Source organism: Streptomyces sp. NPDC048002, assembly GCF_040653275.1.
Lineage (GTDB): Bacteria > Actinomycetota > Actinomycetes > Streptomycetales > Streptomycetaceae > Streptomyces.
In genome coordinates, this window is record NZ_JBEZNL010000007.1 from 51,929 (window position 1) to 77,379 (window position 25,451).

The window sequence follows — 25,451 nt, forward strand, 5'->3', positions numbered from 1 at the left end:
TCAGGGCACGAATCGATCACGGCGAGCTACCCGCGTAGCTACGGAGTGGTCAAGTTGCGGCAAAGAAGGTAAAGAGAAACCCAAGCCGACCGAGAATTTATTGACCTTGAGTGAATTGCGTTGAAAAAGTCCGGCGTAGCCCGTAGGGGAGCGCCCTGCGGAGTGTCATTCAGACTGTCCCTTGGGCCAGGAGCACCATGACCCCCCCAACTCCACAAGCGGCTGCCCCGCTCGAGGCGACCGACGAGACCCTCGTCGAGGCACCCTCGCCCTCCACCCCCAAGGGCAACGAGAGCCGCTCCCCCGGTCGTCTGGCCTGGAAGCGCTTCAGGCGCGACCGGACGGGCGTCATATCGGCGTACATAGTGATCTTCTTCTTCGTGATCGCTGTCGCCGCTCCGCTGATCTCGATGCTCTACGGCAAGGACCCGTACACGCTGTACGGGCAGGAGCAGGCCGGCCTCCTCAACGAGGCGGGCTACCCGCTCAAGGCCAACGGCGGCATGGACGGCGACTTCTGGTTCGGCGTCGAGCCGCAGCTGGGCCGGGACGTGTTCACGTTCCTGCTCTACGGCATCCGCACCTCGCTGCTCATCGCCACGGCCACCACGCTCCTGGTCACGCTCGTCGGCGTGGTCGTCGGCATCACCGCCGGCTACCTGGGCGGCAAGACCGACTACTTCATCGGCCGGGTCATCGACATCCTGCTGTCGTTCCCGTCCACCCTGTTCTTCATCGCCTTCATGCCGGTCGTCTACGGCCTCTTCGTCGCCACCGACGAGGAGATCCCGACCTGGCTGCGGGCCACCTGCCTCATCCTGGTTCTCTCCGCCTTCGGCTGGGCCTCCATCGCCCGACTGCTGCGCGGCCAGGTCCTGGCCCTGCGTGAGCGCGAGTTCGTCGAGGCGGCGAAGGTGACCGGGGCCTCCCCGGGCCGGATCATCTTCAAGGAACTGCTCCCGAACCTGTGGACCCCGATCCTGATCCAGTCCACGCTCGCGCTTCCCGCGTTCGTGACCGCGGAGGCGGGCCTCGCCTTCCTCGGCGTCGGCATCATCGACCCGACCCCGGACTGGGGCGTCATGATCCAGCGCGGTGCGCAGTTCTACACGGAAGACATCACGTTCATGATCTTCCCGGGCGTATCGATGATCATCTTCGTCCTCGCCTTCAACCTTCTCGGCGACTCGGTGCGGGACGCACTCGACCCCAAGTCCAAGCGCTGATTTCCCCAGGCCCGGTCGCCGTCGTCCGGAAGCTGGTTGGCACCCCTCTCCCACCCCTCATGTCTAGGCAGGTAAGCCATGTCCTTTTCCCGTAGAAACTTCCTGATAGCCACCGGTGTGGCGGCGGGAGCCACCACCGTTCTGAGCGCCTGCAGCAGCGGCAACGCCGGTGGCACGGGCGGCAACTCCACCAAGGCCCCCGAGGGCAAGGCCGCCGAGATCGCCGTCGGCACCAAGGCCGACTCGGTCGGCCCCGCCCCGGAGATGCCCGGCGCGGTCAAGGGCGGCACGATCTACACGCTGGACCAGATCGACTTCGACCACCTGGACCCGGCGCAGATCTACTCCTCGTACACGGGTGCCGGTTCGGTGCTGTTCCTGCGCGGTCTGACCGGCTACCGGGTCGACTCCAAGGGCAACACGACCCTGGTCGGCGACCTCGCCACGGACGCGGGCACGGTGAAGGACGGCGGCAAGACCTGGACCTTCACGCTGAAGGACGGCGTCAAGTGGGAGGACGGCAAGGACGTCTCCATCGACGACGTGCGCCACACCTTCGAGCGCCTCTTCGCCGACTTCGTCACCGAGGGTCCCCGCTACCCCCAGAACTGGCTGGAGGGCGGCGACAAGTACAAGGGCCCCTACGACGGCAAGCACCTCGCCTCGATCGAGACCGACGGCAACACCGTGACCTTCCGTCTGAAGGAGGGCCACACCGACTTCAACTTCATGCTGGCCATGCGTGGCTTCGCGATCGTCCCGAAGAAGCACGACACCCAGAAGAAGTACGACAAGCGCCCGTACTCCTGCGGCCCGTACAAGATCGACAGCCGCAGCATCGACAAGTCCCTGACCCTGGTGCGCAACGAGCACTGGGAGGCCGACAAGGACCCGGTCCGCAACGGCTACCCGGACAAGGTCGTCATGCAGTTCGGCTACCAGTCGCTGGCCTCCACCGACCGGTACATCGCCGACTCGGGCAACGACCAGTACGCGCTCTCGCTGCTCAACGAGGTCGCCTCGGAGCGCATCAGCAAGGTGCTCGGCGACGCCACGATGAAGAAGCGCGTGCTGACCCAGGTCGACACGACCAGCTACTACTTCCCGATCAACATGACGCGCATCAAGGACGTCAAGGTCCGCCAGGCGCTCAACTGGGCGTGGCCGGCGCAGCAGCTCAAGCAGCAGCGCGGCGGCTCGGCGGTCACCGCCACCGCCACCACGATCATCGCGCCGCTCACCCCGGGCCACGCCGACTTCGACCTGTACGGCAAGAAGACCAAGCCGATGGGCGACCCGGAGAAGGCCAAGGCGCTGCTGAAGGAGGCCGGCGCGGAGGGCCAGAAGATCGTCATCGCCTTCCAGCAGTCCGACAAGGCCGTCAAGGAAGCCGTCACCATCAAGACCGCCCTCACCAAGGCCGGCTTCGACGTGGTGACCCAGCAGGTCGACAAGACGACTTTCTACAGCGAGATCAGCCAGCTGGACAACAAGTTCGACATGTTCGCCGCGGGCTGGGGCCCGGACTGGCCGGCCGGCTACTCGGTCATCCAGCCCTGCTGGGACGGCAGCCAGATCGCCGACGGCGGTGTCAACTGGTCGCAGCTGGACAACACCGGCGTGAACAAGGCCATCGCCGCCGCCACCGTCGAGACCGACCCCGACAAGGCCAACGAGGCCTGGGGCGCGATCGACCGCCAGATCATGGAGCTCGCCGCCTGCGTGCCCGACTACCACCCGATCCGGAACTACTTCCACGGTTCCAAGGTCGGCGGCGTCGTCTACAACGCCGGTGACACCGCGGTCGCCCTCGGCAAGGTCTACGCCAAGGCCTGACGCCTCCTCGGGGCGGCGGTCCTCAGCGACCGCCGCCCCGGCCCCCTCCACTCCCCACTCCCGGCGACGGCGCCCCGTCCGGAAAGTCCACATCCATGCTGCGTTTCCTGGTCCGCCGAGTGATCGGCGCACTCGTCATTCTGCTGATCATCAGCGCCGTCACCTTCTTCCTCTTCTACGCCATCCCGCGCGACCCGGCCCGGATGGCCTGCGGCAAGGTGTGTGACGCGGAGCTCCTGGCCCAGGTGCGGCAGAACCTCGGGATCGCCGATCCCATGCCGGTGCAGTATCTGCACTGGCTCCAGGGCATCTTCGTGGGCCGTGACTACGTCGGGTACGGGTACTGCAACGCTCCCTGCCTCGGCTACTCCTTCACCAACAGTGAGCCGGTCTTCGAGACGATCCGGGGCGACCTCCCGACCACGATCTCGCTGGCCATCGGCGCCGCGTTCTTCTTCCTGATCATCGGCATCGGCACAGGCATGATCGCCGCGCTCAAGCAGGGCACCTGGCTCGACAAGACCGCCAGCTCCTTCTCCCTGCTCGGTTCCTCGCTGCAGATCTACTTCGTCGGCTACATCGCCATGTTCTTCCTGGTCCAGCAGCTCGGTCTGCTGGACCAGCCCTCGTACACGCCGTTCACCGAGAACCCCGGTGCCTGGGCCGCGGGCCTGCTCCTGCCGTGGATCGTGCTGTCCATCATCTTCACGGCGAACTACACCCGTATGACCCGCTCGCAGCTGGTCGAGCAGCTGAGCGAGGACTACGTACGCACGGCCCGCGCGAAGGGGCTGTCCAGCCGCAACGTCTTCTTCCGGTTCGCCTGGCGCGGAGCCATGGGTCCGATCGTGACGATCTTCGGTATCGACATGGGCACGCTGATCGGCGGCGCGATCATCACCGAATCGACGTTCAGCCTGCAGGGACTCGGCACGCGCGCCGTCCGGGCGGTCACCGACAGCGATCTGCCCATGCTGCTCGGTGTGACCGTCGTAGCGGCGGCGGCGATCGTCTTCGCCAACATCATCGTCGACGCCGTGTACGCCCTCATCGACCCGCGCATCCGGCTCGCCTGACCCGGGCCCCCACCAGCTACCCCCCCGGCATCACCCCCAGGAGCGTCCCCGTGACGAGCACCGATCAGCAGCCCTTCCTGTCCGTCAGGGATCTGAAGGTTCACTTCTCCACCGAGGACGGCATCGTCAAGGCCGTCGACGGGCTCACCTTCGACCTCGCCAAGGGCAAGACGCTCGGCATCGTGGGCGAGTCGGGTTCCGGCAAGTCCGTCACGAACCTGACGATCCTGGGCCTGCACGACCGCCGGCGCACCGAGATCGACGGCGAGATCCTGCTCGACGGCAAGGAGCTGCTCACGGCCTCCGAGCGGGAGCTGGAGAAGCTGCGCGGCAACAAGATGGCCATGATCTTCCAGGACGCGCTGGCCTCGCTGTCGCCGTACCACACCGTCGGCACGCAGATCGGTGAGACGTACCGCAAGCACACGGGTGCCTCCAAGAAGGAGGCCCGGGCGCGGGCGATCGAGATGCTGCGCCGCGTCGGCATCCCGCAGCCCGACATCCGGGTGGACGACTACCCGCACCAGTTCTCCGGCGGTATGCGCCAGCGCGCGATGATCGCCATGGCGCTGGTCTGCGACCCGGAACTGCTGATCGCGGACGAGCCGACCACCGCGCTCGACGTGACCGTCCAGGCCCAGATCATGGACCTGCTCAAGGACCTCCAGCAGGAGTTCGGCACCGCGATCATCTTCATCACCCACGACCTCGGCGTCATCGCCGACATCGCGGACGACGTGCTGGTGATGTACGGCGGCCGGTGCGTGGAGCGGGGCACCAAGGAGGAGGTGCTGCACAGCCCGCAGCACCCCTACACGGTGGGCCTGCTCAACTCGATGCCGAGCCTGGACGGTCCGGTCGACGTGCCGCTGACTCCCATCCCCGGCTCGCCGCCCTCGCTGCTCAACCCTCCGTCGGGCTGCCGGTTCCACCCGCGCTGCTCCTTCGCCGAGAAGGTCGAGGGCGGGCTGTGCTCGACCGAGCGTCCGCTGCTCGACGTCGTCGACGGACGCGGTCACGCCTGTCACCTCAGCTCGGAGCAGCGCCGGGAGTTCTTCGGCGACCTCGTCGGCCACCGGCACAACTGACGTACTAGAAAAGGGACTTCACATCATGAGCAACGCCGAACCCCTCCTGGACGTCAGCGGTCTCACCAAACACTTCCCGATCAAGGGCGGCTTCCCGATCTCCCGGACCATCGGCGCCGTGCAGGCCGTCGACGGGCTCGACTTCCAGGTCCACGAGGGCGAGGCCCTGGGCCTGGTCGGCGAGTCGGGCTGCGGCAAGTCCACCACCGGCCGGCTGATCACCCGGCTGCTGGAGCCGACCGGCGGCAGGGTCTCCTACCGCGGTCAGGACATCACCCACGCGGGGCGCCGTCAGCTGGCGCCGATCCGGTCCGAGATCCAGATGATCTTCCAGGACCCGTACGCCTCCCTCAACCCCCGGCAGACGGTCGGCAAGATCATCTCCGGTCCGATGGAGATCAACGGGATCAACCCGGAGGGCGGCCGCGAGAAGCGCGTCCGTGAGCTGCTGGAGATCGTCGGGCTCAACCCCGAGCACTACAACCGCTTCCCGCACGAGTTCTCCGGCGGCCAGCGCCAGCGCATCGGTGTGGCACGGGCGTTGGCCCTGGAGCCGAAGCTGATCGTGGCCGACGAGCCGGTCTCGGCCCTGGACGTCTCCATCCAGGCCCAGGTGGTGAACCTGCTCCAGAAGGTGCAGCGCGAGCTGGGCATCGCCTTCGTCTTCATCGCCCACGACCTCGCGATCGTCCGGCACTTCTCGCAGCGCGTCGCGGTCATGTACCTGGGCAGGATCGTCGAGATCGCCGACCGCGACGATCTCTACGACAACCCGCGCCACCCGTACACCCGGGCCCTGCTCTCCGCCGTGCCCGAGGCGACGGCCGACGACAAGCCCGCCCGCGAGCGCATCCGCCTGACCGGCGACGTGCCCTCCCCGATCAACCCGCCCTCCGGCTGCCGTTTCCGCACCCGGTGCTGGAAGGCGACGGAGAAGTGCGCCACCGAGGCGCCTCCGCTGGTCCAGGTCGAGGGGAACAAGCCCGGTCACCTGACCGCCTGCCACTACCCGGAAACGGACGCCACGGTGCCCGCCCCCCGCCTCTCCAAGGACTCCGGGACCGCGGCCTGACCCGCCCCGACCGCACCACAGGGCCCGTGCCTCCCCGGCACGGGCCCTGTTCCGTCTCCGGCACCGCGGCGTGTCGACCGCCGCGGTGGGAGGTCACTCCTCGTCGGCGTCCTCCAGTGCCACGAGTGCCGGGTCCAGGACGATGTCATCGGCCCGTGCCTCGGTCGTGGGCTCCTCCGGGAAGTGGCAGGCGGTCAGATGGCCCTCGTCACTGCCGGAGATCCGGACCAGCGGGGGCTCCTCCGACGCGCACTTGTCCTGCGCCTTCCAGCACCGGGTGCGGAAGCGGCAGCCGGACGGCGGGTTGATCGGGGAGGGGACGTCGCCGGCGAGACGGATGCGTTCCCGCTGCTCGGTCTCGTCGTCGAGCTGCACCTCGGGCACCGCGGAGAGCAGGGCGTGGGTGTAGGGGTGCCGGGGCCGGTTGTAGATGGCGTCCCGGTCACCGACCTCGACCACCTTGCCCAGGTACATGACCGCGACGCGCTGCGAGAAGTGCCGGACGATCGCGAGGTCGTGGGCGATGAAGACGAAGGCGATGCCCAGCTCGCGCTGCACCTTGCGGAGCAGGTTGACGACCTGGGCCTGGATCGAGACGTCCAGGGCCGAGACCGGCTCGTCGGCCACGATCAGCTTGGGGTTCAGGGCCAACGCCCGTGCCACACCGATGCGCTGACGCTGGCCGCCGGAGAACTCGTGCGGGAAGCGGTTGTAGTGCTCGGGGTTGAGGCCGACCAGTTCCAGGAGTTCCCGGATCCGCTTCTCCCGACCGCCCTCGGGATTGACCCCGTTGACCTCCATCGGCGACTTGATGATGGAGCCGACGGTCTGCCGGGGGTTCAGCGACGAGTACGGGTCCTGGAAGATCATCTGGATCTCGGACCGCACCGGCGCCAACTGCTTGCGGCTGGCCCGGGTGATGTCCTGCCCGGCGTACCGGATCTGTCCCGCGGTCGGTTCCAGCAGCCGCGTGATCAGCCGGCCGGTGGTGGACTTTCCGCAGCCCGACTCACCGACCAGACCGAGGCTCTCGCCCACGCCGACCTGGAGGTCGACGCCGTCGACGGCCTGCACGGCGCCGACCTTGCGCTTGATCGGGAAACCGCCGTAGATCGGGAAGTGCTTGGTCAGGCCCGTGACCTCCAGGAGCGGCTCCTTGGCGGTGACGGTGGAGCCCTGCTGTGCGGGGAGGGTGAGGTTCTCGCTCATGATCTCGGTTCTCCCTAGCGCAGCCGGGGCTGGATCTCGTCGATGAAAATGGTCTGCTGCTGCTCCGCCGTGAGGTGGCAGGCGGTGGCACGGCCCTCGCCCAGCGACGGCCGGGTGTCGGTGCACAGGGTGCCGGACACCTTGTCGCGGAAGGCGCAGCGCGGGTGGAAGGGGCACCCGGTCGGAGGGTTCAGCAGCGACGGCGGGCTGCCCTGGATCGGGGTCAGTTCCTGGCCGATGTCCCCGTCGAGGCGCGGCATGGAGCTGAGCAGTCCCCAGGTGTAGGGGTGCTGCGGCGCGCGGAGCACCTCCCGGACCGAACCGCGCTCGACGGCCCGGCCCGCGTACATCACCAGCAGGTCGTCGGCCATGTTGGCGATGACCCCGAGGTCGTGGGTGATGAAGATGATCGCGGAGCCGAACTCCTGCTGGAGGTCCTTGAGCAGGTCCAGGATCTGGGCCTGCACGGTCACGTCGAGCGCGGTGGTCGGCTCGTCGGCGATCAGCAGGTCGGGGTCGCACATCAGCGCCATGGCGATCATCGCGCGCTGGCGCATACCGCCGGAGAAATGGTGCGGGTAGTCGTCGAAGCGCACCTTGGGCTGCGGGATGCCGACCTTCTCCAGCATCTGGATCGCCCGGTCCTTGGCCTCCTTCTTGGAGGCGCCCCGGTGCTTCATGTACGGCTCGGAGAGCTGCCGTCCCACCGTGTAGTACGGCGACAGGGCCGTCAGCGGGTCCTGGAAGATCATCGCCATCTTGTTGCCGCGGAGCTTCTCCAGCTCCTTCTCCTTGGCGGTGACGAGTTCCTGGCCGTCGAGGACGATCTCGCCGTCGACGGTGGTGGTACGCGGGCTGTGCAGGCCCAGGATCGTCAGGTTGGTGACGGACTTGCCGGAACCCGACTCACCCACGATGCCCAGGGTCTTGCCACGCTCGACGTCGAAGGAGAGGCCGTCGACCGCCTTGACGATGCCGTCCTCGGTGGAGAACTGCACCCGCAGGTCACGGACCGACAGGAAGCTCTCGGGCCCGGTCGGGGCCGGGGCGTCCTCGGTCTTGGTCAGTGTGGTCACGGTGGTTCGTTCTTCCTTAGGAGAGTCGGACGCGCGGGTCGATCCAGGCGTACGCGATGTCGACGAGGATGTTCAGGAGCAGGATGAAGAAGGCTCCGACCAGCATGACGCCCATCGTCAGGGGGAGGTCCTTCTGGACCGCGCCGTCCACGGCCAGCCGGCCGATGCCCTGGAGGGAGAAGGTGAGTTCGGTGACGACACCGCCGCCGAGCAGCGAGCTGAGGTCGATACCGAGGATGGTCACGATGGGGATGAGCGAGCCGCGCCAGGCGTAGCGGAAGAAGACGTACTTCTTGCCCATGCCCTTGGCGGTGGCGGTCCGTACGTGTTCCTCGGCGAGCTGCTCGATCATCGAGGAGCGCGCCATACGGGTGTACTGGGCGGTGAAGATCGTGGCCATGACCGCCATCGGGATGGACAGGCCGACGAACCAGCCGATCGGGTCCTGGGTGATCGGAACGTACTTGGGGAACTCCATCCAGCCCGTGCTGTACACCAGGACCAGCATCACGATCGGGCCGAGGAAGTAGATCTGGAACGAGCTGAGCACCATCGACACACCGGTGGCGGTCTTGTCCACCGCGGTGCCGCGCCGGTACGCGGCGATCATGCCCGCGCCGATACCGATGACCAGGAAGACCACCAGCGCACCGACCGTCAGGGAGAGGGTCAGCGGGAAGCGGTCCATGATGATGGAGGTGACGTTGTCGCCGTAGTAGAACGACCGGCCCAGGCAGGGTGCGGGGCAGTTGCCCTCCGGGAAGTCCCGGCCGGCCACGATGCCCACCATGAAGTCCCAGAACTGCTGGGCGAGCGGCAGGTCGAGACCGAGGGCGTGCCGGATGTCCTCCAGTCGCGCGGGCGAACAGTCCTTGCCACAGGCCAGGGAGGCGTAGTCGGACGGCGCGGCGACGAAGAGGAAGAAGGTTGCGGCGCCGATCAGGAACAAGGTGACGACGGCACCGACCGAGCGCCGGATGATGAACTGAAGCATGGCGGGGGGCTGCTCTCTGCGGAGTCGATGGACGGGTTCACGGAACCGCGGGGGCGCGCTCCGCCTGGTGCGCGCCCCCGCGAACAACCTTGATGCGTTACGACTTCAGGAACAGCTGGGTCACGTCGAGGTAGCTCGACTCCGTGCTGTAGCGGGCACCGCCGATGTTCGAGCCGTAGAGCTGGAACTGCTTGGTGTACCACAGCGGCGCGGCCGGGTTGACCTCTTCGAGGATGTACTTGTGGGCCTCTTCCCACGTCTTGGCAGCCTGCTCCGGCTGCTCGTTCAGAGCCTTCTTGATCAGCTCCTGGACCTTCGGGTCATTGATGTGGGAGTAGTTCGACGCACCGTCGGCCACCTGGTCACCGTCGTAGACCGGGGTCACGACCGTGGACGGGGACGGCCAGTCCTGGCCCCAGCCGGTGATGTAGATGTCGTACGGGTTCTCAAGCTTGCCGATCTGCTCGTAGTAGCTCGCGGCGTCGATCTCCTTGGAGACGACGTCGATGCCGACCTTGCCCAGCGCGTCCTCGATGGCGACCTTGCGCTTCTGGCCCGCCTCGGAGTTGGCGTAGGCGAAGACCAGCTTCTTCTCGGACGCCGGGACGTCCGCGAGGAGCTCCTTGGCCTTCTCGACGTTGCCCGCCGGCGTCTTCAGACGGCCGTAGGGGTCGTACTTGGCGTCGTAGCCGGGCAGGGTCGGGGCGAACAGGTTCGGGGCGACGTCGCCACCGTACGCGCCACCCTCACCGGCGATGAGCGACTTGGAGTTCACCGCGTAGGTGACGGCGTCCCGGACGGCCTTGTTCTTGACGCGGTCCAGGTTGAACGTCAGCTGCATGACGTAGGGCTGGTAGCCCTTGATCGTGCGCTTGTTCACGGACGCGTCGCTGATGACGTCCTGGATCTGGGTGGCGTCGACACCACCGGTGAACTGGATGGCGTTCTTGGCCTCGCCCTGGTCGGAGATCAGACGCTTGGTCTGGGTCGACTCGGTGACACCGAACTGGAAGTCGAAGCCGTCGACGTACTGGTGACGGACCGGGTCGGTCTTCGCGTCCCAGTTCTCGTTCTTGACGAGCTTGAGGGTCTTGCCCGCCTTGAACTCCTCGATCTTGTACGGGCCGAGGGAGACCGGGGCGGTGTCGTACTTCTCCTTCGTGTCGGACTCCTCCGGCACGATGGAGTACCCCGGCATGGCCAGCGTCATCGGCAGGTCCGGACGCGGGGTGTCGAAGTGGAAGACGATCGTCTTGTCGTCCGGGGTCTCCAGGACCGAGTCCGGCAGGTGCTTCTTGCCGAAGCCGCCGTCGGGCAGGGCCTTGCGGTAGTCAGGGCCGCTCAGCCAGGTCTGCAGGAAGGTCGGGCCGTCGAAGATGAACTCGGCGTACAGGCGCTCGACGGAGTGGCGGACGTCGGCGGAGGTGATCTCCTTGCCGTTCTGGTCCTTGATGCCGTCCTTGAGCGTGAACGTCCAGGTCTTGTTGTCGTCGGACGCCTTGCCGGAGTCGGTCGCGAGGTCACCCACGACCGAGACGCCGCCCTTGCCGTCCTCCTGGAAGTTGGTCAGACCGCGGAAGACCAGGTTGGCGAACTGACCCGCGTCCGAGACGTAGATCTGACCCGGGTCCATGTGGGACAGGGCCGACTCCTGGTAGACCGTGATGGTGCCGCCCGGCTTCGCCCCGGGGACCTCCTCGGCCGGACCGGCCGAGGCCTTGTCGTCCAGGTAGGCGACGCCCTGCGACTGCTCCTTGGCCTTCTCCTGGCTCTCGCCCTTCTCTCCACCGGAGCCTCCGGTGTTCTCCGAGCAGCCGGTGAGCGCGAGGGAGCCGGCCGCGATGGCGACCATGATGGCGCGCGCTCTGCGCGAGGTGAACGACTTCATAGCGGTGTATGCACCTACCTGTCGGTTGTTATCCGTTTGTACTGCCTGACGCGGCTGGTAGGCCGTGAGGGCGGCAGCCACCCCCCACCAACGGACGGCTCAGCGCCCGGACTTGGGGTCGAAGGCATCCCGTACCGAGTCTCCGAGGAGGTTGAAGCACAGGATGAAGATCACCAGCGCCACACCCGGGAAGAAGATGAACGCGGGGTCCTGCTGGGTGTAGTCGGCGCCGGCGGCGAAGAGACGCCCCCAGTCCGGGGTGGGCTCGACGAAGCCGACACCCGCGAACGAGAGGAACGCGATGCTCAGGATGGTGCTGGGCAGCTGGTACGTGAACTGCACCAGGACCGGGGTGACGATGTTCGGCAGGACCTCCTTGCGGATGATCCGGCCCGGCGAGGCCCCGGAGACCTTCGCCGCCTCGATGAACTCCCGCTCGCGCAGCGCCAGTACGACGGAGCGCACCAGACGGGCCATGCCCATCCAGCCCAGCAGCCACAGCACGATCAGAATCGCCACGGCGCGGAAGTAGGTGGAGGTCTCCTCCCGGGGGTCCACGAAGAACGAGGTCACCACGGGCATGAAGGCGATGAAGAACAGCTGCGAGGGGAAGGACAGGAAGAAGTCCGTGACCCGGCCCAGCCAGTAGTCGGTGCGACCGCCGAAGTAGCCGCCGATCAGACCGAGGACGACACCGGTGACGGTCAGCAGGACCGAGACACCCAGCGCCATGAACAGCGAGGTCCGCATGCCGTACATCAGCATGGCGAACAGGTCACGGCCGTACTGCGGCTCCACACCGAACCAGTGGTCGGCCGAGACCCCGCCGAAGTAGCCGAGCGGGAGGCCGAATTCGTCCAGGACCGGCTTGTCCGCGTACGTCGGGTCCTGGCCGTACAGGGTGTACGGGTCGGTGCCGCTGATCGCGGTGAGCAGTGGCGCGCAGAGCGCGACGGCGAAGAAGAAAATCACTACGCCGGCGCAGAACATCCCTGTACGGTCACGCTTGAAACGCTGCCACATCAACTGTCCGGGAGAGCGACCCTCCAGCTTCTTCGGCTGCTCGGCAGCCTCCGAGGTCGCTTCGAGCTCGGGGTCCAAGGCGACCGCGGACCCGGAGCCCCCGGCCTTCGTCGGACTTGTCATGTGTGCTCTTTCCCCCGGGGAGTTGGCGAGTTGAACGCAGCACAGACACCGGCAGGTTCTGTGGTTTGGGGGAACTTTCGCCATAGGGGTCAACGCGCGTCAAGAGCGGGAGGCATAGGGATCTCCCTACCGTCCATATTTTGAGCAAAAATTGCAAAGATTGACACCTGTGCGCGCTTGACAACCTCTGCGACAAACGAACAAATTGACCATACTGGCGCAATTTTTTCGTTTACACGTCCGAAACTTGATCGGCGAAGCACCGATATTCGAACAGTTCTTTAACCGCACCTTCCGGCCACGGGGCGCAAAAAGCCCGGATCCCCCTGCGGGGGACCCGGGCTCAAGTGCCGGTGCCAGGCGGGTGCCTGGCGGCGGATCAGCCGTGCTTGGCGCGGCTCGCGGCGCGGGCGCGCTCGCGCTGGTCCAGGTTCACCTTGCGGATGCGAACGGCTTCCGGGGTGACCTCGACGCACTCGTCGTCACGGCAGAACTCCAGCGACTGCTCCAGCGACAGCTTGCGCGGCGGGACGATCGCCTCGAACGAGTCGGCCGAGGACGACCGCATGTTCGTGAGCTTCTTCTCCTTGGTGATGTTGACGTCCATGTCGTCGGAGCGTGAGTTCTCGCCGACGATCATGCCCTCGTACACCTCGGTGCCCGGCTCCGTGAAGAGCACGCCGCGCTCCTGGAGATTCGTCATCGCGAACGCCGTGACGGCACCGGAGCGGTCGGCGACCAGCGAACCGTTGTTGCGGGTCTGCAGGGGGCCGAACCAGGGCTCGAAGCCCTCGTGGATCGAGTGGCCGATGCCGGTGCCGCGGGTCTGGGTCAGGAACTCGGTCCGGAAGCCGATGAGGCCGCGGGACGGCACCACGAACTCCATGCGGACCCAGCCCGAGCCGTGGTTGGACATGTTGTCCATGCGGCCCTTGCGGACGCCCATGAGCTGCGTGACGGCGCCCATGTGCTCCTCGGGCACGTCGATGGTCATACGCTCGACGGGCTCGTGCGTCTTGCCGTCGATGTCCTTGGTGACGACCTGGGGCTTGCCGATGGTCAGCTCGAAGCCCTCACGGCGCATCTGCTCGACCAGGATGGCCAGCGCCAGCTCACCGCGGCCCTGCACCTCCCAGGCGTCCGGGCGCTCGGTGTCCAGGACCCGGAGGCTGACGTTACCGATCAGCTCACGGTCCAGGCGGTCCTTGACCTGGCGGGCGGTGACCTTGCGGTCCTTGACGGCCGACTTGGCGTCGGCGCCCTTGCCGGTGCCGCCGCGGCCGACCAGCGGGGAGGTGTTGGTGCCGATGACCATGGAGATGGCCGGCTCGTCCACCGTGATCAGCGGCAGCGCGACCGGGTTCTCGGTGTCGGCGAGGGTCTCGCCGATCATGATGTCCGGGATACCGGCGACGGCGCAGATGTCACCGGGGCCGGCCACCTCGGCCGGCTTGCGGGTCAGCGCCTCGGTCATCATCAGCTCGGAGATCCGGACGTTGCTGATCGTCCCGTCCCGCTTGATCCAGGCGACCGTCTGACCCTTGCGCAGCTCGCCCTGCTCGACCCGGAGGAGCGCGATACGGCCGAGGAAGTTGTCGGCGTCCAGGTTGGTGACGTGCGCCTGGAGCGGGGCGGCCTCGTCGAAGGTCGGGGCCGGGATGTGCTCCAGGATGGTCGAGAAGAACGGCTCCAGGCTGTTGGAGTCCGCGGGGACGGTCCCGTTCTCCGGCTTGGTCAGCGAGGCGATGCCGTCGCGGCCGCACGCGTAGACGATCGGGAACTCGATCTGCTCCTCGTCCGCGTCCAGGTCCAGGAAGAGGTCGTAGGTCTCGTTGACGACCTCGTCGATCCGCGAGTCCGGGCGGTCCGTCTTGTTGATGCAGAGGATCACGGGCAGCCGCTGCTGGAGCGCCTTGCGCAGCACGAAGCGGGTCTGCGGCAGCGGGCCCTCGGAGGCGTCGACGAGAAGGACGACACCGTCGACCATCGACAGTCCGCGCTCGACCTCGCCACCGAAGTCGGCGTGGCCGGGGGTGTCGATGATGTTGATGGTGATCGGGTCCCCCCCGTCCTTCGGGTGGTACTTGACCGCCGTGTTCTTGGCGAGGATCGTGATGCCCTTCTCACGCTCCAGGTCGTTCGAGTCCATCATGCGGTCGTCGACGGAGTCGAGCTGGTGAGCGGCGAAGGCACCGGCCTGCTTGAGCATGCCGTCGACGATGGTCGTCTTCCCGTGGTCGACGTGGGCGACGATGGCGACGTTGCGAATGTCGTGGCGCGTGGCCATATTGCGGCGTTCTCCCGGAGTGTGAGGACGGCCTGCGCGTACATCTGTGTCTACGCGGGCCCTGCCGGGCTTGACATGCCACGGCCTCACCCCATGGTACGGGGCCGTGGGTGCGGGAGCGCGCCGGGCTGTGTCCGGACGACCGGACACAGCCCGAGAAACACTGTCTGACCTGCGCTTCTACTTCTTCGACGGCCCCGCGGCGGGCCGTGCTCCCTTCTTCAGGAATCCCATGTCCTCGTAGACCGGGGTCCGGAAGCCGAAGGCACCCGCGTTGACCAGGTTCTTGCCGGCCGCCGTCAGCTGGGGCCGCTGGTACAGGGGGATCGAGCCGGCCGCGGCCCAGATGCGCGCGTCGGCCTTGCGGATGAGGCTCTTGGTCTCGCTCTCGTTCAGCGTGGAGACCGCCTGGTCGAAGAGCTGGTCCACCTGGTCCGTGCCCACGCGGGTGTAGTTCTGCTCGACGTTCAGGGAGCCGTCGGCCGCCGGGACCGGCTTGGCGAAGATCGGGCGGGCGTCGGTGGCCGGGTAGGCCGAGGCCGGCCAGGAGTAGAGCGCCAGGTCGTACTCGCCGGAGGCGATGTGGTCCTTGAAGTAGCTCTCGTCGGAGACCTTGGACAGCTCGGTGCGGATGCCGACCCGGTCCAGCATGCGCCGGATCCGCTCGGCCACCGTCCGCAGCGACTCCGAGCCCGTGCCCGAGGGCAGGACGAACCGCAGGGTGAGCGGCTTGCCGTCCTTGGCGAGCGCCCCGGTCGCGGCGCCCGCCGGAGCGGCGGTGCCCTTGGGGGCGTAGGCGCCCGGCACCCCGCCCTGGTTCAGCTCGTGCGCCTTCTTCTCCCGGTCGGCCTCGGCGGGCGCCTTGCCGTCCTCTCCGACGATGTACGTCCCGTCGTCACCGCCCGCCGAGTCCTTGGAGTCGGCCGAGTCCTCGGAACTCTTGGAGCCCTCGGAATCCTCCGAGCCTTCCTCGGCCTTCTTCTCCTTCTTGTCCTGCTTCTTCTTCTCGTCCTCGCCTTCCGCCCCCGCCGCCTTCTCGCCCTGCTCCTGCTCCTTGAGCGCGCCGCCGCGCACCCAGCCGGCGTCCGCGAGCAGCGCCCGCGCCTCCGCGGTGTCCTGGCCGCCCAGGGCTCCGCTGCCGTCGGCGTAGGCGGCCTGCCCGGACAGCGCCAGGTGGCTGCCCACCGGTTCGACGGGCAGCCCGAGGGGCTTGAGGACGAGCTCGGCCAGCTCCTCGCGGTCCAGGGCCCGCGCCACGGCCCGGCGGACCCGCTCGTCGGCGAGGGGGCCGTCGGCGCCGTTGAGGGCGAGCTGGGTGTAGGCGGGTTCCAGCGAGCGGCGGATCTCGAAGCCCTTGAGCGCCTCGCGCTCGTCGGCGTCGTCCTCCGTGACCGCGGCCCGCTTGGAGTCGGCGCCGGCCTTCGGCGAGGCGGTGCCCTGTCCCGCGGCGCGGGCGGCGAACTTGATCCGGCCCACCGCCTGCGGGTCGACCTCGGCCAGGTCCAGGTTCCCGGCGGCCAGCTCGTCGACCCGCTCGTCGCGGTCCACCGCGCGCAGCACGATCTTGTCCAGCTTGGCCGGGCTGCCCCACCAGCGCGGATTGCGGGCGAGGACGATCTCGTCGTCCTTGCGGTCGATCTTGCGCACGGCGAAGGGGCCGGCGGTGATCTTCAGCTTGCGGCGGGCGGCGTCGTTGAACGAGTCCGGCGTACCCATGACGTCCTTCGGGTACAGCGGCGAGAACAGCGAGCGCCAGTCGGCGTAGGTCCGGCCGAAGGTGACCTTGACCTCCAGGTCGTTGGCGCCCCGCTCGATCCGCTCGATCCGCTCGTACCCGGCGTTGCGGGCCGTCCAGTACGCGGAGTCCTTGCCGGACAGGGCCCGCCACTGGGCGGCGAAGTCGGCGGCGCCGACCTCCCGGCCGTCGCTCCAGACCGCCTGCTGGTTCAGCTTGTACAGCACGACCTGCTTGGGCTCGGTGTCGACGACCTTCGCGGACTCCAGGTAGTCGGAGTTGATCTCCGGCCGCCCGGACCCGTCGAGGCGGTACATCGAGGGCAGGACGGCCTGGGCGACCCGGGTGGAGGTGGCGTCGGCGTCCGCCTGGAAGGTGTTCAGGGTCTCCGGGACGGCGTCCACGGCCCAGCGCAGGGTGCCCCCGTCGGCGACCTGGGAGCGGGCGGCGGGAGCGATGTCCTGTCCCGCGAGGGGCTTGCCCGCCGGGTCCTCGGCGGCACAGCCGGCCAGGGCGGGCACCGCGAGCGCGCCGGCGGTGAGGAAGACGACCGAGCGCATCACCGCGCGGGGTCCTGGGCGGTCGTGGGACATCTGCTTACCTCCGGGAGCCGCGGGCATTACGGTCGCTTTTGGTGGTATATGGAGCTGATCACACCTATCCGGCCACTGAAGGGGAAAGGGTTCGGCGAGGGGCCGCGACACGGCGTGGCGGGCCGACAAGCCCACTCGTGCGGCGCAACGCGGAGGGGAACGCACCCGCGCGCCCCGGCCAATCGGTGCACATCCCTTCACAGCGACCGGTGTGACGCGCAACACTCGCAGGCGCATGAACGTTGCCGCCCACGGCCGCGAGGCCGACGGAAGTGAGGTCACGTCATGTCCGTGCACGACGACCTGACGTCAGTCCAGCGGTGTCTCGACGACCTGAACCGGTCGGTGAGCCGTCTGGAACAGCAGCTGGGCAGTGGCGGGCTGGACATCCGCCGCGTCCGCACCGACTGCGATCACCTGCGCGAGAGCGTGGCACTGCTGCGTGCCGCCGCCTCCTCGCCCGCGGCGGCGCAGCAGCGCCCCGACCTCGTCACCATCCCCGACACCCCCTACGACGACTCTCTGTGGATCGACACGGACGACGAGGGTCTGGGCGCCCGGGACCGGCGAGCCCCCTGAATCCGAACCGACCGGAGTCAAGCCTTGGCCACTGGTACGGAACCCCCTGACACGGACCCCCATCCGCCCGGCGGCGTGCACACCCGCTCGCGCGCCGCGATCGCCGCCCCGCATCTGCGGACCGACCGCTGGTGGCTGGCGCCCGCCGCCACCGCGGCCGGTCTGCTCGCCTTCATCGTCTACTCGACCTGGCGCGCCCTCTCCAACGCCGACTACTACGCGGCGCCCTACGTCTCGCCGTTCTACTCCCCCTGTCTCGCGGAGAACTGCGAGCCGATGCGGAACGGCCCCAACTGGGAGATATTCGGCGGCTGGTGGGGCATCTCGCCGGCCGTGCTGATCCTGATCTTCCCGCTCGGCTTCCGGCTGACCTGCTACTACTACCGCAAGGCCTACTACCGGAGCTTCTGGGCGTCCCCGCCGGCCTGCGCGGTGGCCGAGCCGCACCGGAAGTACACCGGTGAGACCCGCTTCCCGCTGATCCTCCAGAACATCCACCGGTACTTCTTCTACGCCGCGATCCCGGTCGCCGGGATCCTGACCTACGACACGGTCCTGACCTTCCGCGACGAGCACTACGCGTGGGGCCACATGGGTCTGGGCACCCTGGTGTTCCTCGTCAACATCGGGCTGATCTGGGCCTACACGATCTCCTGCCACTCCTGCCGGCACATCGTCGGCGGCAAGCTCAAGCACTTCTCCCGGCACCCCGTTCGCTACCGGATGTGGCAGTGGGTGGGGAAGCTCAACGCCCGCCACATGCTGCTCGCCTGGTCGTCGTTGGTGAGCGTGGCGCTCGCCGACCTCTACGTCTATCTCGTCGCGTCCGGTGCCTTCGACGATCCGAGGTTGTTCTGATGTCCGTGGTGGACCGGCAGGAGTGGGACGTCGTCGTCATCGGCGCGGGCGGCGCGGGTCTGCGGGCCGCCGTCGAGGCGCGCGAGCGCGGTGCCCGTACGGCAGTGATCTGCAAGTCGCTGTTCGGCAAGGCGCACACGGTGATGGCCGAGGGCGGCATCGCGGCCGCCATGGCCAACGCCAACGAACACGACAGCTGGCAGGTGCACTTCCGCGACACCATGCGCGGCGGCAAGTTCCTCAACCAGTGGCGGATGGCCGAACTGCACGCCCGGGAGGCCCCGGACCGGGTCTGGGAACTGGAGACCTGGGGCGCCCTGTTCGACCGCACCAAGGGCGGCCGGATATCCCAGCGCAACTTCGGCGGCCACGAGTACCCGCGCCTCGCCCATGTCGGCGACCGCACCGGCCTCGAACTGATCCGCACCCTCCAGCAGAAGATCGTCGCCCTCCAGCAGCAGGACTTCAAGGAGACCGGCGACTACGAGTCCCGGCTGAAGGTCTTCCAGGAGTGCACGGTCACCCGGGTCCTCAAGGAAGGCAACCGGGTCTCCGGCGCCTTCGCCTACGACCGGGAGACCGGACGCTTCTTCGTCCTGGAGGCGCCGGCCGTGGTGATCGCCACCGGCGGCATCGGCAAGTCCTTCAAGGTGACGTCGAACTCCTGGGAGTACACCGGCGACGGCCACGCGCTGGCGCTGCTCGCGGGCGCTCCCCTGCTCAACATGGAGTTCGTGCAGTTCCATCCGACGGGCATGGTCTGGCCGCCGTCGGTGAAGGGCATCCTGGTCACCGAGTCGGTGCGCGGCGACGGCGGGGTCCTGCGCAACTCCGAGGACAAGCGGTTCATGTTCGACTACGTCCCCGACGTCTTCAAGGAGAAGTACGCCGAGACGGAGCAGGAGGCCGACCGCTGGTACGACGACCCGGAGAACAACCGGCGGCCCCCCGAACTGCTCCCCCGCGACGAGGTGGCCCGCGCGATCAACTCCGAGGTGAAGGCGGGCCGCGGCTCCCCGCACGGCGGGGTCTTCCTGGACGTCTCGACCCGGATGCCGACCGAGGTGATCAAGCGGCGGCTGCCGTCGATGTACCACCAGTTCAAGGAGCTGGCGGACGTCGACATCACCGCGGAGGCGATGGAGGTCGGGCCCACCTGTCACTACGTGATGGGCGGGATCGCGGTCGACTCCGACTCGGCCGCCGCGCGCGGGGTGCCGGGGCTGTTCGCGGCCGGTGAGGTCGCGGGCGGTATGCACGGCTCCAACCGGCTCGGCGGCAACTCCCTCTCCGACCTGCTGGTGTTCGGGCGGCGGGCGGGCTGGCACGCGGCCGAGTACGCGGCGGCCCTCGCCTTCGAACGCCCCGAGGTCGACGACCTGGAGATCGACACCGCGGCGGCCGAGGCGCTGCGCCCCTTCTCCGCCGAGAGCCCCGACGAGGCCGCGCCGGAGAACCCGTACACCCTGCACCAGGAGCTCCAGCAGACCATGAACGACCTGGTCGGCATCATCCGCCGGCAGGGCGAGATGGAGCACGCCCTGGAGAAGCTCGCGGAGCTGCGGGTACGGGCCCGCCGGGCCGGGGTCGAGGGGCACCGGCAGTTCAACCCCGGCTGGCACCTCGCGCTCGACCTGCGCAACATGCTGCTGGTCAGCGAGTGCGTGGCACGGGCCGCCCTGGAGCGCACCGAGTCGCGCGGCGGGCACACCCGCGAGGACCGTCCGGCGATGGAGCGCACCTGGCGCAACGTCAACCTGCTGTGCCGGCTGGCCGATCCCACCGCCGCCTCGGCGGCCGCCCTCCCGGAGCGCGGCCAGATCGACCTGACCCGGGAGAACACCGACCCCATCCGCTCCGACCTGCTCGCCCTGTTCGACAAGGAGGAGCTGGTCAAGTACCTCGCCGAAGAGGAGCTGTACGAGTGAGCAGCTACGAGGCCCGCTTCAAGGTGTGGCGGGGTGACGCCGGGGGCGGCGGCCTGGAGGACTTCGAGGTCGAGGTGAACGACGGAGAGGTCGTCCTCGACATCGTCCACCGGCTCCAGGCCACCCAGGCCCCCGATCTGGCCGTCCGCTGGAACTGCAAGGCGGGCAAGTGCGGTTCGTGCTCGGCCGAGATCAACGGCCGGCCGCGGCTGATGTGCATGACGCGGATGTCGGTGTTCGACCGCGCGGAGACGATCACCGTCACCCCGCTGCGGGCGTTCCCCGTCGTCCGGGACCTGGTCACGGACGTCGGCTTCAACTACGCCAAGGCGCGCGAGGTCCCGGCCTTCGTGCCGCCGGAGGGGCTGGCGCCCGGCGAGTACCGGATGATGCAGGAGGACGTGGACCGCTCGCAGGAGTTCCGCAAGTGCATCGAGTGCTTCCTGTGCCAGGACACCTGCCACGTGGTCCGCGACCACGAGGAGAACAAGGGGGCCTTCGCCGGTCCGCGGTTCCTGATGCGGGTGGCGGAGCTGGACATGCACCCGCTGGACGCGGCCGCCGAGTCCGGCCTGGACCGCAAGGCCACGGCCCAGGACGAACACGGGCTCGGCTACTGCAACATCACCAAGTGCTGCACGGAGGTCTGCCCCGAGGGCATCAGGATCACGGACAACGCGCTGATCCCGTTGAAGGAGCGGGCCGTCGACCGCAAGTACGACCCGCTGGTGTGGCTGGGGTCGAAGATCCGCAGACGCTCCGGTTCAGGCTGAGGCGGCCCGCAGGTACCCCGAGTGGGCCACCTGGCCCAGGAACGTGAACCGGGTCTCCGTGGTCATGTGCTTCTCGAAGGCCTCCTTGATCCCGGGCCACTTGGGGTGCCCGAAGTCGTCGAGGACGACGATCCCGCCCGGCGCCACGATCCGCTCGGCCCACTCCAGGTCGGCGGCGACCCCGGCCGCGGAGTGGTCGCCGTCGACGACGACCACCGCGTAGGCGCGGTCGGCGACCAGGGCCCGCACCTCGGGGTCCTCGGAGAAGCCCTGCTGGATCCGGGCGGCGGCGCCTGCCGCTCCGGCGAGGCTCAGATTGGTGCGCACGGCCGCCAGGTCGACCGGGGTGCCGGAGGCGTCGCTCCCCATGGTGGCCCCGGGCTGGAGCTGGGTCCCGGCGAGCGGGTCGACGATCGTCAGGCTCGGCCGGCGTCCGGCGCGCTCCATCATCCGGATCAGGGCGGCGCCGAACATCCCGTACAGGGTGCCGATCTCCAGGATCTCCTCGCCCGGCGGGTCGAGCAGGGGCACCGCGGAGAGCTTGCCCACGATGTTCATCGTGCCGCCGGCGATCCGGCCGACGCCGAGCGCCTCCAGGGCGATGAGCAGCCGGAACGCCTGGGCGGCGGTACGCTCGGCGGCCTGCCGGTCGGCGCCGGTCACCCGCTCCAGCTCCGTGATCGTGCGGTCGAGATGGGGGGCCGAGGGCAGCCGGGACGCGCCGCGGCCGGTGCCGTCGAAGAACAGCTCCAGGGGGCGCTGGCGGTTGCGCAGCGTCCTCAGCTCCTTCTGGAGCGAGTCCTTCGAGGCGATCTCCACATGCCGGCGAACCTCACGCTCGATGCGCTGGTCGATCAGCGACACGATCGGGCGCAGCGCGCGCCGGGCGGCCTTGCTGGTGATTGACGTTCGCATCCCGGGACCGTAGGTCGCCCACAGCGGGCCCACAACAAACGGAAGAATGCGGGCAGTTGAAGCGAGGATGACGTCCGGGTCAGGGCCCGTTCACCGCACCCAGCCCGTGCGGTACGCCGTCCAGTCCTCCTCCCGCGCCGCGAAGTCCACGTACAGGGCGACGCCGAAGCGCTGCCGGCCGGGGTCGGTGCGGGACAGGCCGAGGCGGGTGCCGCGCACGGCCGCGGCGACGGTCTCGGCCCGTTCGTGGTGGCCGATGTCGTCCGTGTGGAAGAAGGGCAGGCCCATCAGCAGGTCGGTGCCGGGCGGGGTGACCTCCAGGGCGAGCGAGGTCTGCTGGGCGACATAGCCGCCGTACAGGCTCTCCAGCGGCATCGCGGTGTCGTAGGACATCACCGCGATCTGGTCGACGCGGCGGGCGACCTGCCCGAAGAACTCCTGCGACCACCACTTGGGGTGGCCGGTGAGGAAGCCGGCGACCGAGTGCAGCGCGGGCAGCGGGTCGATCTGGTGGGCGGCGACGGAGAGCGGGACACCGCGGGCGCGGGTCTCGCGGCGCAGGGCGTCGAGGAGGGTGAGGTAGTCGCGGTCGCCGGAGTGGAGGGGCTCCAGGTCGAAGTGGGCGCCCTCGAAACCGGCGTCGAGGATCTGCCGGGTGGAGGCGACGACGGCGGCGCGGGTGTCCGCGTCCGCCAGGCGCATTCCGTCGGGCCCCTCACTGGCGAGGTTGTCGCCGAGCCACGCCTGGACGCGGATGCCGGGTGCCTCCCGGCGCATGGCGTCGAGGAACCAGCGGGCCCTCGGGTAGCGGGCGGCGGGCAGGGTGCCGTCGTGCTCCAGGGGGCCGGCGTGGACGTACAGGTCGCGGATGCCGGTGCGCTCCAGGCGGCGGGCGAGCGCGGTCGCGTCGGCGTCCCGTTTCCGGCCGTCCACCCAGGCGTGGCCGAGCCAGAGGGCGTCACGGTTCCTGGTGTAGGTGCCGTCCGCGGGGTCTCCGGCGTAGTTCAGCCGCAGGGCGAGCGCGGCGGTCAGGACGGGCAGCAGCAGCGCCAGGAGGAGGACGGCGGCGACGCGCAGGGCCCTGCGCCGCCGTCGGCTCGGGCGCGCGCCCGGCTCGCCGGGTTCCGGGGCCTCGGCGCCCTCCCCCGGGGCGACCCCGGTCGCGCTGTTGGATTCCTGCTCATACGCTCCGAAATGTGACGTCATCCTTGATCCGGGGTCGACCCCGGCGGGCCACCGCGCACATATCCGTGCTGGTCGCTCAAGCCGTGGTGGGTGTGGTGATCGCGGTCGCATGGCTGGTCCTGCCGGGGATGACGTCCGAGCCGGACGCTCCGGTTGCGGTCGCGCCGGACCGGCCCGTGGCCAGTGCCGCCGCCCAGGAGGAGCCGGCCGGCTCGGACGCGGCGGACCTGGTGCTTCCGCTGGCCGTGGCGGTGGCGGCCGTCGCGGTCGCCGGCTACGTGTATCTGCGCCGCAGCCGCAGGGCGCGCACGCGCACCACGCCGGGCGGCCGGGCCGGACCGGCGGCCGGGACCGCCCCGGGCACTGTCGACGAGGAGGCCCGGGACCTGCTCGTCGCCGCCGACGACTGGGTGCGGACGAGCGCGGAGGAGCTGTCCTTCGCCGAGGAGCTGTCCGGTCCGCTCCCCGCGGCCCCCGCCGCTCGGGCCCTGCGGGACGCGCGGGCCGAGCTGGCCTCGGCCTTCCGGATGCGGCAGCGCTACGACGACGGGCTCCCCGAGGACGAGGCGGGGCGGCGGCACGCGCTCGCGGGGATCGTCGGGCGGTGCGAGGAGGCGGGGCGGCGGCTGGACGCGGAGGCGGCCGGGTTCGACCAGCTGCGGGGGCTGGAGGCGGGCCCGGGTCCGGCTCTGGGGGTCGCCGAGGGCCGGTTCCGGGACCTCGCGGGACGGACCGGGAGCGCGGACGCCCTCCTGGCCGAGCTGAACCGGCGGTACGGGGCCTCGTCCACCGCAGGTGTCGCCGGCTACGTCGAGCAGGCCAAGGACCTGCTGATGTTCGCCACGTCCCGGCTCAACGAGGCCCGCCAGGCGGCCGACCGTGACGAGACCGGTCCGGCCGTACGGCAGTTGCGCACCGCCGAGGGGGCCGTCGCCCGGTCCGCCGTCCTCGTCGGCGCCGTGGAGCGGCTGGCCGGGGAGCTGGCGTCGGCGTCGGATCTGGTGGCGGCGGCGCTGACGGGCGCCGAGGCGGAGATCGCCGGGGCGCGGGAGCGGGCCGCGGGCGCCCCCGGGAGGCCGCCGGACCCGCGGATCGACCACGCCGACGAGGCCCTGGCCGCCGTGCGCGAAGAGGTGACCGGGGGTCCGTACGACCCGCTGGAGGCGCTGCGGCGGATCGTGCGCGGTGTCGCGCCGGTCGCCGACGGCCGGGCCGGGGTGCTGACGGCGGCGGCGGCGCTCGTCGCCCGGTCCGCCGCGGCGGCCGCGGACGATCACATCGCCACGCACCGGGGCGCGGTGGGCGGCACGCCCCGCACCCGGCTCGCCGAGGCCCGGCGCCTGCTGGATTCCGGTCCCGGACCGACGGACCTGCTCACCGCCGACGCGCTCGCCCGCCGGGCCCGGGAGCTGGCGGAACAGGACGTACGCGCCCACCCGGCCGAGGCCACCGGGGCAGCCTCCTTCGGCGGCCCACGCACCTGCGACCGGCGGGGGTGAGCAACGCGCCCGACAGGGGTGAGCCCGCCCGCGCTCGGGCCGCCACCCGGCCCACGAGCAGGACAGGTCCGGGCTTCCGCCCGCTACGACCGGCGAGACGGCCCGGCGGGCGGCCTCGCTCGGGCTCGGTACGAACCCGGCCCACCGTCCGGCGGAGAAGGAAACCCGGGCGCAGGGCTCGGCCACGCGTGGTCGCCGGGGGCCGGGAGACCCGGGAGCCGGGAGACCCAGGGACCGGAAGACCCGGGAACCGGAAGACCCGGGAACCGGAAGACCCAGGCGCCGGCAGACCCGGGGGACCGGAAGACCCGGGGACCGGAAGACCCGGGGACCGGAAGACCCGGGCGCCGGAAGACCCGGGGACCGGAAGACCCGGGGCCCGGGGGCCGGAAGGGCCCGGGGGCCGGAAGGGCCCGGGGGCCGGAAGGGCCCGGGGGCCGGAAGGGCCCGGGGGCCGGAAGGGCCCGGGGGCCGGAAGGGCCCGGGGG

At 69.4% G+C, this 25,451-nt stretch carries 19 protein-coding genes; 10 read left to right on the forward strand and 9 right to left on the reverse strand.

Features of this window, described 5'->3' with window-relative positions; genetic code table 11:
• The first annotated feature begins 197 nt into the window (after positions 1 to 197).
• The 5 genes from AB0E07_RS12285 to AB0E07_RS12305 all read left to right on the forward strand — a co-directional run bounded on the left by AB0E07_RS12285 (position 198) and on the right by AB0E07_RS12305 (position 6,298).
• Positions 198 to 1,226 (forward strand): ABC transporter permease, encoded by a 1,029-nt coding sequence (locus AB0E07_RS12285; RefSeq protein ID WP_362249225.1) that lies wholly within the window; start codon positions 198 to 200, stop codon positions 1,224 to 1,226.
• Between the two features lie 78 nt (positions 1,227 to 1,304).
• The gene (locus tag AB0E07_RS12290) at positions 1,305 to 3,062 is read left to right on the forward strand and encodes an ABC transporter substrate-binding protein (RefSeq protein ID WP_362249228.1); all 1,758 of its coding nucleotides are present in this window, start codon (positions 1,305 to 1,307) and stop codon (positions 3,060 to 3,062) included.
• 95 nt (positions 3,063 to 3,157) lie between these two features.
• A complete protein-coding gene (locus AB0E07_RS12295) occupies positions 3,158 to 4,138 on the forward strand; it encodes an ABC transporter permease (protein WP_362249231.1) in 981 nt (326 codons plus the stop codon).
• Positions 4,139 to 4,188: 50 nt separating this feature from the next.
• Positions 4,189 to 5,226, forward strand: coding sequence for an ABC transporter ATP-binding protein (locus AB0E07_RS12300; RefSeq protein WP_362249234.1), 1,038 nt, complete (start codon positions 4,189 to 4,191; stop codon positions 5,224 to 5,226).
• Between the two features lie 25 nt (positions 5,227 to 5,251).
• A complete protein-coding gene (locus tag AB0E07_RS12305) occupies positions 5,252 to 6,298 on the forward strand; it encodes a dipeptide ABC transporter ATP-binding protein (RefSeq protein WP_362249237.1) in 1,047 nt (348 codons plus the stop codon).
• A gap of 93 nt (positions 6,299 to 6,391) precedes the next feature.
• Here AB0E07_RS12305 and AB0E07_RS12310 read toward each other — a convergent pair whose 3' ends face one another.
• From AB0E07_RS12310 to AB0E07_RS12340, 7 genes are all read right to left on the reverse strand, one after another.
• On the reverse strand, positions 6,392 to 7,507 hold the full coding sequence (locus AB0E07_RS12310) for a dipeptide ABC transporter ATP-binding protein (RefSeq protein WP_362249240.1): 1,116 nt from the start codon (positions 7,505 to 7,507) through the stop codon (positions 6,392 to 6,394).
• 14 nt (positions 7,508 to 7,521) lie between these two features.
• On the reverse strand, positions 7,522 to 8,583 hold the full coding sequence (locus tag AB0E07_RS12315) for an ABC transporter ATP-binding protein (protein ID WP_362249243.1): 1,062 nt from the start codon (positions 8,581 to 8,583) through the stop codon (positions 7,522 to 7,524).
• A 16-nt stretch (positions 8,584 to 8,599) separates the two neighbouring features.
• Entirely contained in the window at positions 8,600 to 9,577 is a 978-nt protein-coding gene (locus tag AB0E07_RS12320) for an ABC transporter permease (protein ID WP_362249246.1), read from the reverse strand.
• Between the two features lie 97 nt (positions 9,578 to 9,674).
• Positions 9,675 to 11,465, reverse strand: a complete 1,791-nt coding sequence (locus AB0E07_RS12325) for an ABC transporter substrate-binding protein (RefSeq protein WP_362249249.1) — start codon at positions 11,463 to 11,465, stop codon at positions 9,675 to 9,677.
• Between the two features lie 99 nt (positions 11,466 to 11,564).
• Positions 11,565 to 12,611, reverse strand: coding sequence for an ABC transporter permease (locus AB0E07_RS12330; RefSeq protein WP_362249252.1), 1,047 nt, complete (start codon positions 12,609 to 12,611; stop codon positions 11,565 to 11,567).
• 379 nt (positions 12,612 to 12,990) lie between these two features.
• Positions 12,991 to 14,898 carry a translational GTPase TypA gene (typA, locus tag AB0E07_RS12335; RefSeq protein ID WP_362249256.1) on the reverse strand — a complete coding sequence of 636 codons (1,908 nt, stop codon included), beginning with the start codon at positions 14,896 to 14,898 and terminating at the stop codon, positions 12,991 to 12,993.
• Between the two features lie 180 nt (positions 14,899 to 15,078).
• Positions 15,079 to 17,226: an ABC transporter family substrate-binding protein gene (locus AB0E07_RS12340; protein ID WP_362249259.1), complete on the reverse strand. Its 2,148-nt coding sequence runs from the start codon at positions 17,224 to 17,226 to the stop codon at positions 15,079 to 15,081.
• A gap of 285 nt (positions 17,227 to 17,511) precedes the next feature.
• Here AB0E07_RS12340 and AB0E07_RS12345 point away from each other — a divergent pair, with 285 nt between their 5' ends.
• Genes AB0E07_RS12345 through AB0E07_RS12360 form a run of 4 tightly spaced genes read left to right on the forward strand, consistent with a single transcriptional unit; the run spans position 17,512 to position 21,364 of the window.
• Positions 17,512 to 17,805 carry a hypothetical protein gene (locus tag AB0E07_RS12345; RefSeq protein ID WP_362249262.1) on the forward strand — a complete coding sequence of 98 codons (294 nt, stop codon included), beginning with the start codon at positions 17,512 to 17,514 and terminating at the stop codon, positions 17,803 to 17,805.
• Between the two features lie 24 nt (positions 17,806 to 17,829).
• Positions 17,830 to 18,663, forward strand: coding sequence for a hypothetical protein (locus AB0E07_RS12350; protein WP_362249265.1), 834 nt, complete (start codon positions 17,830 to 17,832; stop codon positions 18,661 to 18,663).
• Entirely contained in the window at positions 18,663 to 20,591 is a 1,929-nt protein-coding gene (locus AB0E07_RS12355) for a fumarate reductase/succinate dehydrogenase flavoprotein subunit (protein ID WP_362249267.1), read from the forward strand. Before AB0E07_RS12350 ends, AB0E07_RS12355 begins: the two co-directional genes overlap by 1 nt.
• The gene (locus AB0E07_RS12360; RefSeq protein WP_362249270.1) at positions 20,588 to 21,364 is read left to right on the forward strand and encodes a succinate dehydrogenase/fumarate reductase iron-sulfur subunit; all 777 of its coding nucleotides are present in this window, start codon (positions 20,588 to 20,590) and stop codon (positions 21,362 to 21,364) included. Before AB0E07_RS12355 ends, AB0E07_RS12360 begins: the two co-directional genes overlap by 4 nt.
• On the opposite strand, the gene AB0E07_RS12365 is transcribed toward AB0E07_RS12360, so the two are convergent.
• A complete protein-coding gene (locus AB0E07_RS12365) occupies positions 21,356 to 22,279 on the reverse strand; it encodes a class I SAM-dependent methyltransferase (RefSeq protein WP_362249273.1) in 924 nt (307 codons plus the stop codon). The genes AB0E07_RS12360 and AB0E07_RS12365 overlap by 9 nt on opposite strands.
• A 90-nt stretch (positions 22,280 to 22,369) precedes the next feature.
• Positions 22,370 to 23,485: a hypothetical protein gene (locus AB0E07_RS12370; protein WP_362249276.1), complete on the reverse strand. Its 1,116-nt coding sequence runs from the start codon at positions 23,483 to 23,485 to the stop codon at positions 22,370 to 22,372.
• Between AB0E07_RS12370 and AB0E07_RS12375 the strand changes: the two genes are divergently transcribed.
• On the forward strand, positions 23,476 to 24,963 hold the full coding sequence (locus AB0E07_RS12375; protein WP_362249279.1) for a hypothetical protein: 1,488 nt from the start codon (positions 23,476 to 23,478) through the stop codon (positions 24,961 to 24,963). The two genes, AB0E07_RS12370 and AB0E07_RS12375, sit on opposite strands and share 10 nt — an antisense overlap.
• The last annotated feature ends 488 nt before the right edge of the window (positions 24,964 to 25,451 follow it).

Coding starts and splice junctions, on each gene's coding strand:
- AB0E07_RS12285 (WP_362249225.1), top strand. CDS start 198: ATGACCCCCCCAACTCCACAAGCGGCTGCCCCGCTCGAGGCGACCGAC.
- AB0E07_RS12290 (WP_362249228.1), top strand. CDS start 1,305: ATGTCCTTTTCCCGTAGAAACTTCCTGATAGCCACCGGTGTGGCGGCG.
- AB0E07_RS12295 (WP_362249231.1), top strand. CDS start 3,158: ATGCTGCGTTTCCTGGTCCGCCGAGTGATCGGCGCACTCGTCATTCTG.
- AB0E07_RS12305 (WP_362249237.1), top strand. CDS start 5,252: ATGAGCAACGCCGAACCCCTCCTGGACGTCAGCGGTCTCACCAAACAC.
- AB0E07_RS12310 (WP_362249240.1), bottom strand. CDS start 7,507: ATGAGCGAGAACCTCACCCTCCCCGCACAGCAGGGCTCCACCGTCACC.
- AB0E07_RS12320 (WP_362249246.1), bottom strand. CDS start 9,577: ATGCTTCAGTTCATCATCCGGCGCTCGGTCGGTGCCGTCGTCACCTTG.
- AB0E07_RS12325 (WP_362249249.1), bottom strand. CDS start 11,465: ATGAAGTCGTTCACCTCGCGCAGAGCGCGCGCCATCATGGTCGCCATC.
- AB0E07_RS12330 (WP_362249252.1), bottom strand. CDS start 12,611: ATGACAAGTCCGACGAAGGCCGGGGGCTCCGGGTCCGCGGTCGCCTTG.
- typA (WP_362249256.1), bottom strand. CDS start 14,898: ATGGCCACGCGCCACGACATTCGCAACGTCGCCATCGTCGCCCACGTC.
- AB0E07_RS12340 (WP_362249259.1), bottom strand. CDS start 17,226: ATGTCCCACGACCGCCCAGGACCCCGCGCGGTGATGCGCTCGGTCGTC.
- AB0E07_RS12345 (WP_362249262.1), top strand. CDS start 17,512: ATGTCCGTGCACGACGACCTGACGTCAGTCCAGCGGTGTCTCGACGAC.
- AB0E07_RS12355 (WP_362249267.1), top strand. CDS start 18,663: ATGTCCGTGGTGGACCGGCAGGAGTGGGACGTCGTCGTCATCGGCGCG.
- AB0E07_RS12365 (WP_362249273.1), bottom strand. CDS start 22,279: ATGCGAACGTCAATCACCAGCAAGGCCGCCCGGCGCGCGCTGCGCCCG.
- AB0E07_RS12370 (WP_362249276.1), bottom strand. CDS start 23,485: ATGACGTCACATTTCGGAGCGTATGAGCAGGAATCCAACAGCGCGACC.